Origin of the sequence: Natronomonas salina (assembly GCF_013391105.1) — an archaeon.
Taxonomy (GTDB): domain Archaea; phylum Halobacteriota; class Halobacteria; order Halobacteriales; family Haloarculaceae; genus Natronomonas; species Natronomonas salina.
The window spans coordinates 1561508-1573701 of sequence record NZ_CP058335.1; the positions used below are offsets into that span (position 1 = coordinate 1561508).

The 12194-nt window shown below is 67.8% G+C and carries 13 protein-coding genes; 5 read left to right on the top strand and 8 right to left on the bottom strand.

Translation table 11 applies throughout. The features are described 5' to 3' along the window. The first annotated feature begins 15 nt into the window (after nt 1-15). On the top strand, nt 16-1386 hold the full coding sequence (locus tag HWV07_RS08350; RefSeq protein WP_178333862.1) for a hypothetical protein: 1371 nt from the start codon (nt 16-18) through the stop codon (nt 1384-1386). Nucleotides 1387-1413: 27 nt separating this feature from the next. Here the strand turns inward: HWV07_RS08350 and HWV07_RS08355 are convergent, their stop codons facing one another. Continuing rightward, entirely contained in the window at nt 1414-2607 is a 1194-nt protein-coding gene (locus HWV07_RS08355) for an inorganic phosphate transporter (protein WP_211694249.1), read from the bottom strand. 24 nt (nt 2608-2631) lie between these two features. Beyond that, a complete protein-coding gene (locus tag HWV07_RS08360; protein ID WP_178333863.1) occupies nt 2632-3867 on the bottom strand; it encodes a divalent metal cation transporter in 1236 nt (411 codons plus the stop codon). Nucleotides 3868-4616: 749 nt separating this feature from the next. On the opposite strand from HWV07_RS08360, the gene HWV07_RS08365 reads away from it, so the two are divergent. Then, nucleotides 4617-5864 (top strand): divalent metal cation transporter, encoded by a 1248-nt coding sequence (locus HWV07_RS08365; RefSeq protein ID WP_178333864.1) that lies wholly within the window; start codon nt 4617-4619, stop codon nt 5862-5864. Nucleotides 5865-5963: 99 nt separating this feature from the next. Here HWV07_RS08365 and HWV07_RS08370 read toward each other — a convergent pair whose 3' ends face one another. Together HWV07_RS08370 and HWV07_RS08375 are read right to left on the bottom strand one after the other, a co-directional pair. Continuing rightward, nucleotides 5964-6983, bottom strand: a complete 1020-nt coding sequence (locus tag HWV07_RS08370) for a TIGR03617 family F420-dependent LLM class oxidoreductase (RefSeq protein WP_178333865.1) — start codon at nt 6981-6983, stop codon at nt 5964-5966. A gap of 58 nt (nt 6984-7041) precedes the next feature. After that, a complete protein-coding gene (locus HWV07_RS08375) occupies nt 7042-8154 on the bottom strand; it encodes an MBL fold metallo-hydrolase (RefSeq protein WP_178333866.1) in 1113 nt (370 codons plus the stop codon). A 176-nt stretch (nt 8155-8330) separates the two neighbouring features. Between HWV07_RS08375 and HWV07_RS08380 the strand changes: the two genes are divergently transcribed. Then, nucleotides 8331-8939: a stage II sporulation protein M gene (locus tag HWV07_RS08380; RefSeq protein WP_178333867.1), complete on the top strand. Its 609-nt coding sequence runs from the start codon at nt 8331-8333 to the stop codon at nt 8937-8939. Between the two features lie 116 nt (nt 8940-9055). Here the strand turns inward: HWV07_RS08380 and HWV07_RS08385 are convergent, their stop codons facing one another. Together HWV07_RS08385 and HWV07_RS08390 are read right to left on the bottom strand one after the other, a co-directional pair. After that, nucleotides 9056-9478, bottom strand: coding sequence for a TMEM199/VMA12 family vacuolar ATPase assembly factor (locus tag HWV07_RS08385; protein ID WP_246279853.1), 423 nt, complete (start codon nt 9476-9478; stop codon nt 9056-9058). Between the two features lie 7 nt (nt 9479-9485). Further along, on the bottom strand, nt 9486-9824 hold the full coding sequence (locus HWV07_RS08390; protein ID WP_178333868.1) for an amphi-Trp domain-containing protein: 339 nt from the start codon (nt 9822-9824) through the stop codon (nt 9486-9488). A gap of 272 nt (nt 9825-10096) precedes the next feature. Between HWV07_RS08390 and HWV07_RS08395 the strand changes: the two genes are divergently transcribed. After that, complete coding sequence (locus tag HWV07_RS08395) at nt 10097-10474, top strand: DUF7344 domain-containing protein (protein ID WP_178333869.1); 378 nt, start codon at nt 10097-10099, stop codon at nt 10472-10474. A 91-nt stretch (nt 10475-10565) separates the two neighbouring features. Here HWV07_RS08395 and HWV07_RS08400 read toward each other — a convergent pair whose 3' ends face one another. Beyond that, nucleotides 10566-10751, bottom strand: coding sequence for a hypothetical protein (locus HWV07_RS08400; RefSeq protein ID WP_178333870.1), 186 nt, complete (start codon nt 10749-10751; stop codon nt 10566-10568). Between the two features lie 319 nt (nt 10752-11070). Next, nucleotides 11071-11334, bottom strand: coding sequence for a HalOD1 output domain-containing protein (locus HWV07_RS08405; RefSeq protein WP_178333871.1), 264 nt, complete (start codon nt 11332-11334; stop codon nt 11071-11073). A 464-nt stretch (nt 11335-11798) separates the two neighbouring features. Here HWV07_RS08405 and HWV07_RS08410 point away from each other — a divergent pair, with 464 nt between their 5' ends. After that, nucleotides 11799-12083 carry a hypothetical protein gene (locus HWV07_RS08410; RefSeq protein WP_211694251.1) on the top strand — a complete coding sequence of 95 codons (285 nt, stop codon included), beginning with the start codon at nt 11799-11801 and terminating at the stop codon, nt 12081-12083. The last annotated feature ends 111 nt before the right edge of the window (nt 12084-12194 follow it).

Consider the following 12194-nt stretch of genomic DNA (forward strand, 5'->3'; position numbering starts at 1 on the left):
CCGTAGCGGAACGCGATGGCACCGCTGGTACCTGCCTTCCTCGTCGGCGCGGTCTTCGCAGTCGTGGAGTACGTCTCCTATCGCACCCTCAACCGCTACGGCGGCGGCCTCGACAGCCTCCCGACGGTCGTCATGGAGGAGTTCCCGGAAATCGACGCCGCGCTCCTGGAGAAGTTCACCAGCTTCGACCCCGAACTGGGCTGGGCGCCGCAACCGAACATGGAGAAGCAGAAGGACACCGGCGACCACCTCCCGGGCGAGGAGGTCCGGACCGTCGTGACGTACTCGACGGACGAGTACGGCAGCCGGGTCTGTCCGGCCCGCGACCGCGACCCCGAGCGGACGGCCGACCCGGACGCCGACGCCGAGGAACCGGCCGAAGCGGCCGGTCGAACCGACGGCGCCGGCGCGGCGACGGGCTCGACCGACATCGCGGACTCCGGGTCGCCGTCGGTCTCGACGTACGGCGACTCCTACTGCTTCTGCCGGGAGGTCAACGACGACGAGACGTTCCAGCACTACCTCGCCGAACGGCTCGACGCCCACGTCGGCAACTACGGCGGCGGGAACTACGGGCTCGACCAGGCGGTCCTCCGCATGAAGCGGCAGTACCCGAAGGACCCGACCGACTACGTCTGCATGGTCGTGACGGCCTCCTCGATCGCCCGCATCCTCAGCGTCTGGAAGCACTACCAGGAGTTCGGCAACGTCCTGGCGGTGAAGCCGCGCTACCGCCTCGAGAACGGCGACCTGGAGCTCGTCGAGAGCCCCGTCGACGAGAAGGAGGACCTCCTCGACCTGGAGTCGCGGGCCGACCTCCTCCGGTCGAACGACTTCCACTACGACCGGTGGTTCCTGCCGCACCTGGCGACGTTCCCCTACTCGCGGACCCTCTTCGGCGACGCCGACCACGTCCGCTACTGCGCCTACGGCGCCCTCCAGGACCTCGAGGCCCGGTACGGCCGCTCCATCCCCGGCGTCGACCCCGCCGACCGCCAGAAGGACACCGTCCTCCGGCTCGAGGAGGACCGCGTCGAGTACCACCAGGACCTCTACGAGGAGCAGTCGGACCTCTTCGAGGCCGTCGTCGGCGAGTTCGTCGACTACGCCGAGGAACAGGACTTCACGCCGGTCTTCGCGATGGTCGGCCAGCTCCGCTACGCCAGGCGCCGCGCCGAGCACGGCCCCATCTACGGCGACCTGCTGGACCGCCTCGACGACGAGTACGACGTCCTCGAGACAGTCGACGTCGCCGAGCACTTCCCCGAGAGCGACGACCCCGACGCCGTCGACTCGCTGTACGTCGACCGCGGCGAGGGCGGCCACTACAGCCCCCAGACCAACGAGCGCATCGCCGACATCCTGATGGCCGAGGTCTTCGACTGAACCGCCGCGACCGTTCTGCAGCGACGTTCAGGCGACGCCGGCGCCGACGAGCAGCCGGACCAGGCCGTACGTGACGGCGAAGGCGCCGACCAGCGAGCCGACCCACGCGGCGATCGTGAAGTAGAGCTTCCGCGGGTTGACCTCGCCGGCGGCGCCCGTGGCGGCGCCGCTGCCGACGATGGCGGCGATGATGATCTCGTTGAAGGAGACCGGCACGCCGTAGGCGATGGCGATCTGGGCGAGCAGGAACGCCGGCACCAGCGCGGCGATGGACCGCGACGGCGACAGCGTCGCGTACTCCACGGCGACGGCCTCGATGAGGCGCGCCGACCCTGTCAGCGCCCCGACGACGAGCCCGCCGGCGGCGACCAGCAGGACCGGCGTGTAGCCGACCGACAGTTCCTCAAGGAGCGGCATCACCGGGCCGACCGCGAGGCCGATCTGGTTGCCGGCGCCGGAGAAGGCGACGAGGATGCCGAGCCAGACGAGCAGCCGGCGGTTGGTCTCCGACTCGCCGTGCTGGAGCGTCAGTCGGTACCCCAGCCAGGCGCCGCCGGCGGCGAAGAGGATCGGGAGCCCGACCCGGACGACCTCCTGGACCACCGGTGTCCAGGCGGCGAGCGTCCCCGCGAGCGTCCCCCGCTGGCCCGCCGGTCCGAAGTACGGGAGTTCGAACAACGGGATCGTCAGGAAGACGACGCCGGCGACCGCCGAGACCGCGTACTCCTTCGGCAGGTCGTCGCGCACCAGCAGCTTCGCGATGACGTACGAGGCGAGGGCGACGACGAACGGCGCGACGACCCAGACGGCTGCGAGACGGGTGTAGACGTCCCAGGCGGGGGCGCCGCCGAGTGCGAGCCCGGCCGCCACCATCGACCCCGTGACGGTGAAGGCGGCGGGGATCGGGTAGCGTCCGATCGCGCCGATCGCCATCAGCACCGCCGAGAAGAGGATGGCGACGCCCGCCGCCAGCGGGGTGACGGCCGTGCCGCGGACGAGCCCGCTCCCGATCGTCTCGGTGACGCTGGCCCCCTGGAGGAGCGCGCCGAAGAACCCGAAGACGGCGAGCAGAACCGCCGCGCGGCGAACGGGGATGGCGTTGGCTCCGACGGCCGGCGCGAACGCGCCGCCACCGATGGCCACGGCGCCGATCGACCAGGCCATGAACAGCCCCGCGACCGCGGCGACGACGACGGTGATAGCGAAGAGCGTTCCGGCCACACGCTCCCTACTCCCCGGAGCCCCTCATACCCACTGGACGATGGTCGATCCGAGCGACTGCGTGGTGACCAGCGCCGCGACGATCATCAGCGCGACCGCGGTGACGAACGAGAAGTCCTCGAACCACGAGAGCTCGTAGTGCTCGTGGGTCGCGAGGTACAGCGCGACGACCGTCGCCGGCAGCCCGACGACGCCGTTGACGGCCGGCATCAGCAGCGCGAGGCGGACCGGCGTGAAGTCCGTGAACGCGAGGATGGGGACGGCGAGGACGACCGACAGCGCGATGAGCACCTCGACGACGAGCCGGAACGGCCGGTCGCCGAAGCTGGTGTCGAGGCCGAACGCCTGTGGGACCATGAAGCCGGCGCCGAACAGCGTCCCCGTGGCGCTCGAGAACGAGGCGGCGCCGGCGGCGATGACGAACACTGGCAGCGCCCACTGGCCGGCGTGTGCGACGAGCGGCCGCGCGGGGTCGATCAGCGAGGATTCCCCGGTGGGGACCGTGATGGCGGCGATGATCAGCACCGCGGCGCTCATCAGGATCGCCGCCAGCAGTCCGAAGGTGTGGTCGCGGCGGTACCGGCCGAGCGTCTCGAAGGGCTTGTCGCCGTACATGCTCGTCTGGATGAAGAAGTTCGGGTAGTAGATCGTCGTCCCGACGAGCGCGATGATCATCGTCAGGTAGCCCACGTCGGTGTTCATCGTGGGGACGAGCCCGCCCGCGGCCGCGGCGACCGGGACCTCCACGCCGAAGAACAGCAGGAGGTACGACCCGAAGACGGCCAGCACGAGGATCGCGATGACGGTCTCGATGCGGTGGTAGACCTTCAGTTCGACGAGCGCGAGGCCGGCGGCGCCGGCCAGTACGGTCCAGATCAGGACGTTGTCCAGCGGCGTCAGGTACGCGAGCGCCGCCCCGGCCAGCGCGTAGTTGGCGACGCTCCAGAAGTGCATGATGAACGCGATGAAGAGGGCGAACCCCTTCGCGGGGCGATCGCCGATGCCGTCGCGGATGAACGCCATGAGCGGCTGGTCCCGGACGGCCATCCGGATCGACATCTCGTGGACGGCGAGGCCGACCAGCAGCGACGCCGGAAGGACCCACAGCAGGCTGAACCCGAAGTTCGCGCCGGTCGACGTGAGGATGTAGATCGACCCGGCGCCGAAGATGTTCGCGGCGAACAGCAGCCCCATCCCGTAGCTCTCCAGGACGTGCTGCAGTCGACGGTACGTTCCGTCGGTCCACTGGGCGTTGCTCATCGGAAGCTACACCCCGCGTGATACACGTCGTGCCGCGCTCCACCGTCGGAACCCCATACAGGTTGCATTCACTCCCTGTTCGAGGGGGACAGGGGTAGGTGCGGAGCCTAACCAGATTGGGATACCGTCACGCCAGCGATGAAAAAAGCCGCCAGAGACCCAGATGGCCCTGTCTTCCGTACCGTACGTTTATATCAGCAGTTTGATGCTAGAATTATCTGACAGTTACGCTGCAGACGGTTCCATCACAGTGCCTGCCGTGCCCCTTGAACTTCGATTCGTGTGTGCTATTTGTCACCGTGAACCCCTGTTCGATTCTGATCGACGATGATTCAAGGATCCACCGTGCGAACTGTGCATCGAAGATAGGTGGAAACTGTGCCACGTAGCGGTGATTCTCACGGTTCGCTGTAGGAGTCTAGAACCGCTTCTAGGTTATCGAAAACCGGCTGGGAAAACCCCTTAACAATTTGACTCGTCTATAGAGTACACGAGGCGTGTCCACTCCGACGCCGTCCACTCGCGGTTCGGGTCGCGAGACCCAGACGCATGCAGACCGGAAGACGGCCCAGTCCGTCTCCGGAGTTCAGACTACCTATGCTAGGACAGGCACCACGGACAGACGCATCGCTACCGAACCAACCCGCCGAAGTACAAGTACTTCGTTCTGAATCCCACCACGGATCGATCGGACTTCACCGACGTACAGCAGCGGCCAACCAGATCAGAACGCACTCGGGAAGTGACACATGAGTAGCGATACGTCCACCGTCGTCGACGTCGTCCCCGGCGGCGAGGCCATCCACGGCGCGCTGTACCGCTACGGCCTCGGCATCCTCTTCGCCGCGAACGTCTTCGGCGCCGGGTCGGTGTACATCCTCGCCGACACCGGCGCGAACTTCGCGTTCGCGCTGCTGTGGGTGCTGCCGCTGGCCTTCCTCATCGACATCGCGCTGCACGACATGTCGGCGCGACTCGCCGTCAAGGACGAACCGCTCGCCGACTACATCGTCGACGTCCTCCCCTTCGGCGGCCCGTCGCTGCTCGTCGGCATCTCCCTGATGTCGGCGCTGTGGGCCGTCTCCAACTACGCCGTCGCCGGCGCCGCGCTGGCGTGGCTCGTCCCCGGCCTCGACAACGTGTTAGTCGGCATCCTGCTGGCCGCCGGTATCGGCATCGCCATCGTCCAGTTGAAGGTCTACGACCGGGTCGAGGCCGCCATCGCCGCGATCGTCATCGCGGTGTTCGGCTCCTACGGGCTGCTGCTGGCCGGGCTAGACGTCCCCTGGCAGTCGGTCGCCAGCGGCCTCGTCCCCATCCTGCAGACCGAAATCGGCTACCTGACGGCCGTCATCGCGCTGCTCGGGACGACGGTCTACTGGCCGAACTTCTTCATCCAGTCGTCGATCAGCCCCACCAAGGAGTGGGACGACGTCTGGCGGTACCGCCGCGACAACGCCGTCGGCATCGCGACGACGCTCCTCATCGGGAGCTTCGTGATGATCGTCTCCGCTGTCACCCTCTCGGAGGGCCAGATGACCCTGACCGGCCCCGGCCAGCCGCTGGCCGACGCGCTCGGGCAGGGCGCCCTCATCGTCTTCCTCGTCGCGGCGTTCCTCGCCAGCATCAGCTCGGCGACCGGGACGCTGTTCGGCGCCGGGTTCATGGTCCCGCAGGCGCTCGGCAACCGCACCGTCTTCGGCGACCAGGGCTTCCGGCGCACCGTCATCGCACTGATCGTCGCCTCGGCGGCCGTCGCCATCCCGCTGCTGCGGTTCACCGGCTTCGGGCCCGTCGAGATGGCGATCATCATGCCGGCGATCAACGGCCTCATCGGCCTGCCGGTGACCGTCTTCGCACTGATCGGCGCCGTCAACCACTTCTACGACGTCGAGTGGTACGAGAACCTCGGGTTCCTGGCGGCCGGGCTCGTCCTGCTCGGCGGCAGCATGCTGACGGCGCAGTCGCTGTACGAGACCATCGTCGGCATCCTGTAGCGGGCTCGGCGTCGGCGCCTTCAGCGGGGTCTCGGTCCGGTCGACGCTACGCCCCGGATTCGGCCCAATCACCACCCGACGACCCCTGGTTCGGGGGCCTCAATCCTGCCGCCAGTCGGCGACGATGTCCCGCCAGAAGTCCTGGCCCTCGAAGCCGGTGTCCATGTCGAAGACGACGCGGTCGGCGACGCCGCCGTACTCTTGCCGCACGGCGTCGGCGATCTCGTCGAGCGGCGCCTCGACTGCGAACGTCTCGACCATCTCGTCGGTGACCAGGTCCGTCATCTCCCCCCAGCTGCCCTCCCGCGAGAGCTCCCAGAGCTCCCGGCCGGTGTCCGCCCAACCGTGGGTCTCCATGACGGGCTTGTAGGCCGGGGTGCTGCCGTAGAAGGCGATCCGCATCCGCACCATCTCGCGGCGGGCCTCCATGGCGGCCTCGTCCTCGCCGGTGACGACGAACGGGCTCGCCGAGATCGTGACGTCGTCGAGCGACCGACCGTGTTCCTCGGCGGCTTCGGCGAGCCACGGCTTGATGCGCTCCTCGGTGTACGTCGGCGTGTTGAAGCTGTGCAGGCACAGCCCGTCGGCGAGCTCTCCGGCGAGCTTCACGTTCCGCTCGTTGACTGCCGCCAAGTAGATCGGGATGTCCGGGTCGGGGATGGGTCCCGGGTTGAACACGGTCGTCATCAGCGAGAACGAGTAGTACTCGCCGTCGTAGCCGAACTCCTCGACGTCGCCCTGCCAGTAGTCCCAGATGTGGCGGATCGACTCGACGACCTCGCGGAGTCGCCGGTTCGGGTCCCCCCAGTCGACGCTGAACCGCCGCTCGTTGTGCGCCTGCACCTGCGTCCCGAGGCCAAGCCGGAACCGGCCGCCGGAGAACCGCGCGAGGTTCCAGCCGATGTACGCGAGGACCATCGGCGACCGGGTGAACGCGGTGGCGATCCGCGTGCCGAACTCGATGCGCTCGGTCTGGTTGGCCGCGATCGGCAGCGGGAGGAACGAGTCGTAGTCCAGTTCGGGACTCCAGAGGCCGTCGAAGCCCATCTCCTCGGCGAGGCGGGCGTGCTCGCCGACGTCCGCGTCGAGGCCGTCCAGGGTGGCGTCGATCTTCGGCATACCCCACACAGCGGCGCCGAGCCCGTAAAACTACGCGCCGCCCGGGACCGCCCGGCGCTCAGTTCGCCGCGCAGTTGTTCGGCCCGAGTTCGAGGTCGCCGGCGTCGTCGTCCAGCGGTCGCTTCCCCCAGTTGATCGCCTTGATCTCGTTGAAGTTGGCGGGCTCCTCGGAGAGCCCCTCGACGATGGCCTCGACGAACTCGTCGCGACCGTCCATCCCGAACAGCTCGTTGGTCGCCGCGAGGTCGCCGAGCGTGCTCGCGAGCGGGCGTCGCTCCTCGTCGTCGAAGTGCCCTGGGTAGACCGCCGTCTCGGCGGGCAGGTGGGCGAGCTCCCGGAGGCTCTCGAAGAGGGCCGCGGCGGCCGCCCGGACGTCGGTCTCGTCGCTGCCCTCGAGGTCGGGGCGGCCGACGCTCCGCAGGAACAGCGTGTCGCCCGACAGGAGCGCGTCGCCCCAGGTGAGCGAGACGCTCCCCGGCGTGTGCCCGGGGGTGTGGTGGACCGTCAGCTCCGAGTCGCCCACCGGGATGGTCTCGCCGTCGGCAATCGGCGTGTAGCCGTCCAGTTCGCCCGCGTCCTCGGCGTGGAGGTAGTAGGGGACGCCCAGGTCGTCGGCCATCGGGCGGCCGCCGCTGACGTGGTCGGCGTGGGCGTGCGTGTCGACGGCGCCGACGATTTTGACGTCGCGCTCGGCGGCCACCTCCCGGTACTCGTCGACGTAGAGGCTGGGGTCGACGACGACGCCCTCGCCGGCGTCGTGGACGAGATACGAGACGCAGCCGGTCCCGGGGCGGACGACCTGGACGACGCCGGGCGTCTCGGTCTCGTAGGGCACGTGGACGCGCGCCCAGCCGTTCATCCCGTCGGCCATCGACCGGGCGTCGTAGCCGCGCTCCCGGAGGAACTCGGCGGCGCGGGCCGACGTCACCCCGGCCACGCAGACGACCGCGATCTCCCGTTCCGCCGGAAGCTCGTCGAGGGCGGCCTCGAGGCCCGAGAACTCCTTCTCGAGGAGCTGGTCGTAGATGGGGAGGTTGCGGCTCCCCTCGACGTGCCACTCCTCGTAGTCATCCTCGTTGCGGACGTCGAGGACGAACAGCTCGTCGTCGTCCCGCCTGGCGGCGACCTCGTCGGGCGGCATCGTGTCGTCCCTGCGGGTGGTCTCGCTCATCTCGTAGAGCCCTACGAGGTACGGCGGGGAAAGACTGTCGCGGGCGCGGGTGCCGTCGGGAAGCCCCGACCGGCTACCAGTCTGGAGTGGGGAGCCGCGTCGGGAGCCTCGGGTCAACGAGTGAGCCTCGACGCACGTTCTTGTCCGTTGAGGACCTAGCAGGGACTAGACCGTCGATGACGCCCGCCGAAATCCGTCTCCTCACCCGGGTCGCCGCCGCCTTCGAGCATCGCTCGTTCTGGCAGCGGCTCGTCCGGCACGCCGCGATTCCGGCGGCTATCTTCCTCGCCGTGTTCGCCGCGAGCCTCCACCTCGGCGACGGCGCCGGGACGGACGAGGGCATCGAGGCGCTGACGGTCATCCCGGGGGCGACGATGACCACCTGGGAGATCTTCGCGAACAACGCGACGGTGCTGCTGGCGATCTTCGTCGGCGGCGCCCTGACGTTCGCAATCGGCGCCATCTTCGTCCTCGCGAAGAACGCCGTCCACTTCGGGTGGGGCGTGAGCCTGCTGGCCGAGTCCTACGGGACGACGGTCGCCCTGGCGGCGTTCCTGCCGCACGGGATCGTCGAGACCGCCGCGTTCCTCGTGGTGGCCGGCGCCTCGGTCCGCGTCGCGGTCCTGGTCGTCTGGTCGCGCGTCGCGCCCGGGACCGTCTGGCGCCGCGACGTCCTGCTCGACGTGGCGGCGCTCGTGGCCGTCGCGTTCGCGTTGCTCGCCGTCGCGGCCGTCGTCGAGACGACCGTCACGCCGGCGTTCGTCGAACGGGTGGCGCAGGGCTGACGGGTGGCGACGGAGCGGAACAGACGGGGCACACGACCCCGAGCGAGCAGTCCAGACCGATCGCGCAGCGCGTATGCGTGGACTGTCGAGAACGGGAAGAGCGGCCGGACCCCGGATCAGGCGCCTGGGACGCCGAGCGCATCCGGCGTGACGATGCCGAGCGTCGAGAGGGCGAAGAGGATCAGCACGGCGACGACCCACGCGATGATGGCCATGCCGATCGCGGTCCCCCAGCCGCCGGGGAACAGCCAGTTGATGATGCCGATCCACGCCAGCAGCATGAGCAGCGGCCCGAGGAACGGGATCCACCCGAGGAACAGCCCGACCACGGTGTAGACGGCCGCGCCGATCAGCGCCGTCAGGATGGCCCGGCGGAAGCCCGTATCTCGGTCGACCAGCAGTTTGGCCGCGAGGTGGATCGCCGCCGCCCCGACGAGCAGGCTGACGAGGAAGACGAAGACGGCGCTGATTATCGCGTCGGTCTCGAAGCTCGCCTGCAGTACGACACCGTCGACGTAACCGCTGATTCCAGCTATCATCGTTCGATCAGTGGTCCGTCTCGGGTTCGGTCTCCGTCTCCGGTTCGGGCTCCGATTCGACCTCGTCGTCGGACTCCGTCTCGGCGTCGGACTCCGCCGTGTCGCTCGTCGGGTTCCAGTTGAACGTGATGGCCACCTCCTCGGTGTCCTTCCGGAGCCGGCGCGACCGCTCGGTTATCGTCGTCTCCTGGTCGATGGTCTCCGGCGGCGACAGCCGGATCTCCTTGTTGCCGACGGGGATCTCGACCGTCCGGCTCTCGGAGTCCAGCTGGTCGGCGACGGTCCGCAGGAACGTGGCCGCCTCCGCTCGAGTCAGCTTCGTCTCGTCGGTGGTCGTTTCGGCCATGGGTACAACAGTCACGTTTCGGACGACCGACGGTTAACTATGGAGTCACAAATCTCGGTTGCAGACACCTACGCTCTCGTGAACGTCTCTTTGCGGGAGCTTACTCGGCCGTACGCACCGCCTCCGAACGGGCGACCGCGAGGAGCCGCGCTCCCGCAAGCGGCGTCACGACGCCGTCACCGGGGAGATACGCAGAGGGAGGTGCTCCGCCGGTCCTTACTAGTTTTTTAGGAACATCTGGTTTCCCTGCAGAAGTGCTACCTGCAGGCGAGATGGAGAGAGACCGGAGCGGCACGGCAGGGCTCGACGTCGACCGGAGCGAACTCGCCGCTGTGCTGGCCGGCCAGCTACGACGAGGCGTCGTCGAGCGACTCCAGGAGACGGACGTCCCGCTGAGTCTCGCGGACCTCGCCGTCGAGCTGGCGCGGACCGACGTCGAGACGGAGGTCGACCGCTGGACGCGAGCCGAGTGCTACTGGATCAAGCTGTACCACAACCACGTTCCCGCCCTCGAGGAGGCCGGGGTACTCGAGTACGACCGGGACAGACGGACGGTGTCGCTCGCGCCCGGCGCGGCGGACGGGGAGTTCGACGACGAAGCGATCACCGCGATGGAGGCCCACCCCGACCAGCGGTGGGTTCAGGAGTGAGGATAGTCCCCGGATACTGGAACGGAGAACCTCGGGAAAGTATGGCCGACGCTACCCCCTCGGCACGGCGGGGCCACGGCTCACCCCGTGATCACGGCGCGGGAGAGGGGTCGGGTTCGCAGTTGAAGACCCAGCCGACGTCGGGGTTCTCGCAGTCGCAGCCCCGGTACCGGCTGCTGGTCTGGAGTTCGCCGCCCGGTCGGAGGTTCGCGGGAAAGCGGGTCTCGCAGGTGCGGCACTTCACGACGCAGAGCGCTGGGGATTCCGTGTCGGACATGGGAGTACAGGCGAGTATACGCTAGGGGAACTATGAACGCGTTCATTCTAGAGGTAACTCGCACGGAACCGGTCATCGCTCGGTAGCGAAGGTGAGAGCGGTAGCCCGGCAGAGAGCCTCCGAAGGCGGCCAAAACATTTTGGCGGTCGCCTCTTGCGCGCGAGTCCCCTACGTACGAACCGATGGAGCGAGTTGGAATCACCGCGGCCGACAGAGAACGGATCCGACGCTACCTCGAGAAACCACCGCACGACCGTGACGAGGACGACCTCGTCCCGGACAGCTAGTAGTCGCCGGAGTAACGCCCTCGAATCGACCCCTACCGCCCGTCGATCGGAAGCGGTTCGACCTGTATCTGCTGTGGACCTTCGACGGTCACGTCGTACCCGTGATAGCTGAACGTGACGTGATCGACGCGCCGCTCCGGAGTGGCGAAGAGCGCCATCAGCGCGTCGGTATCGACGACGTCGTGGAGCGGCGGAAGATCGAGGGGGTCGACGTTCTCGCGTGCGGCCACCCGCTCGACGATGGCCAACGGGAGCGGCCGGGTGACGGATTGGTCCGGTTTTGCCTTCGTTTCCATAGCGGGAACACTGTGTGCTCCGTAGCATAAACCCAACGGTAGTTTTCTCCGGTTGAAAGACGGATAAATCGTCGTTCCCCCGGCCGTTCTGGCCGGAGGTCGACGACTCGCCTCATCCGAACAGAATAGATCCTCCGCCCGATCTACCCAGACAGGCGATATTCTATCAGGTAACGTATATTTTATCGGGTCGCGGGTCGCCGGGAGGTCCGACTCGATGTGGTAAGGATGGCCATCCGGACCCCCCACGATACGGCGGCGTGATGTCGTCAGTACCACCGTCCCTACTATCGACGAGAGTCGTAATCGAGACCACAAGGGGAACCGGTCTCGCGCCGTGAGAGACACTAACGATACCCCAGGACGGCGCTTTGTTGACACCGTGTGGCTTATATACCCCGTTCGCTTCCTACCACTGTGTACGACCCGACTACTCCCGTCTCCCTCAACGGGGTGATCCGATAATGTGGCAAGATTTCATCTTCCTTACAGGTAGCATCATCTCCATCATTTCGCTGACACCTACGCTCCGGAGCGCCGTCGCGAGCGTCCCCTGGGCCACGAGCCTCCCCTCCGCGGCGATCGGTCTCGTCTACGGCGGAACCTACCTCTCGCTCGGCATGACCTTCTCCGCGGCAGGCTCCCTCGCCGCCGGGCTCATGTGGTCGCTCATCCTCGCCTTCCGGCGCCCGACCGCCACCGAGTCCCGGTCGTTCCTCCCGACCGACACCGCCAGCGACTCCATCTAGGCGTCTCCCACCGGAGATCCAATCGGCTCTGCCGTCCGTTCGTTATTTCAGGTAAAGTGCGCCTAGCCTCCGGTAGCCCGCCCGGGGTACGTCACATCGCTTCACTACCAC

Bases quoted from the DNA above. Each gene is read 5' to 3' on its own strand.
- HWV07_RS08365 (WP_178333864.1), top strand. From the start codon at position 4,617: ATGAGTAGCGATACGTCCACCGTCGTCGACGTCGTCCCCGGCGGCGAG.
- HWV07_RS08395 (WP_178333869.1), top strand. From the start codon at position 10,097: ATGGAGAGAGACCGGAGCGGCACGGCAGGGCTCGACGTCGACCGGAGC.
- HWV07_RS08370 (WP_178333865.1), bottom strand. From the start codon at position 6,983: ATGCCGAAGATCGACGCCACCCTGGACGGCCTCGACGCGGACGTCGGC.
- HWV07_RS08375 (WP_178333866.1), bottom strand. From the start codon at position 8,154: ATGAGCGAGACCACCCGCAGGGACGACACGATGCCGCCCGACGAGGTC.
- HWV07_RS08360 (WP_178333863.1), bottom strand. From the start codon at position 3,867: ATGAGCAACGCCCAGTGGACCGACGGAACGTACCGTCGACTGCAGCAC.
- HWV07_RS08380 (WP_178333867.1), top strand. From the start codon at position 8,331: ATGACGCCCGCCGAAATCCGTCTCCTCACCCGGGTCGCCGCCGCCTTC.
- HWV07_RS08410 (WP_211694251.1), top strand. From the start codon at position 11,799: ATGTGGCAAGATTTCATCTTCCTTACAGGTAGCATCATCTCCATCATT.
- HWV07_RS08390 (WP_178333868.1), bottom strand. From the start codon at position 9,824: ATGGCCGAAACGACCACCGACGAGACGAAGCTGACTCGAGCGGAGGCG.
- HWV07_RS08350 (WP_178333862.1), top strand. From the start codon at position 16: ATGGCACCGCTGGTACCTGCCTTCCTCGTCGGCGCGGTCTTCGCAGTC.
- HWV07_RS08400 (WP_178333870.1), bottom strand. From the start codon at position 10,751: ATGTCCGACACGGAATCCCCAGCGCTCTGCGTCGTGAAGTGCCGCACC.
- HWV07_RS08405 (WP_178333871.1), bottom strand. From the start codon at position 11,334: ATGGAAACGAAGGCAAAACCGGACCAATCCGTCACCCGGCCGCTCCCG.
- HWV07_RS08385 (WP_246279853.1), bottom strand. From the start codon at position 9,478: ATGATAGCTGGAATCAGCGGTTACGTCGACGGTGTCGTACTGCAGGCG.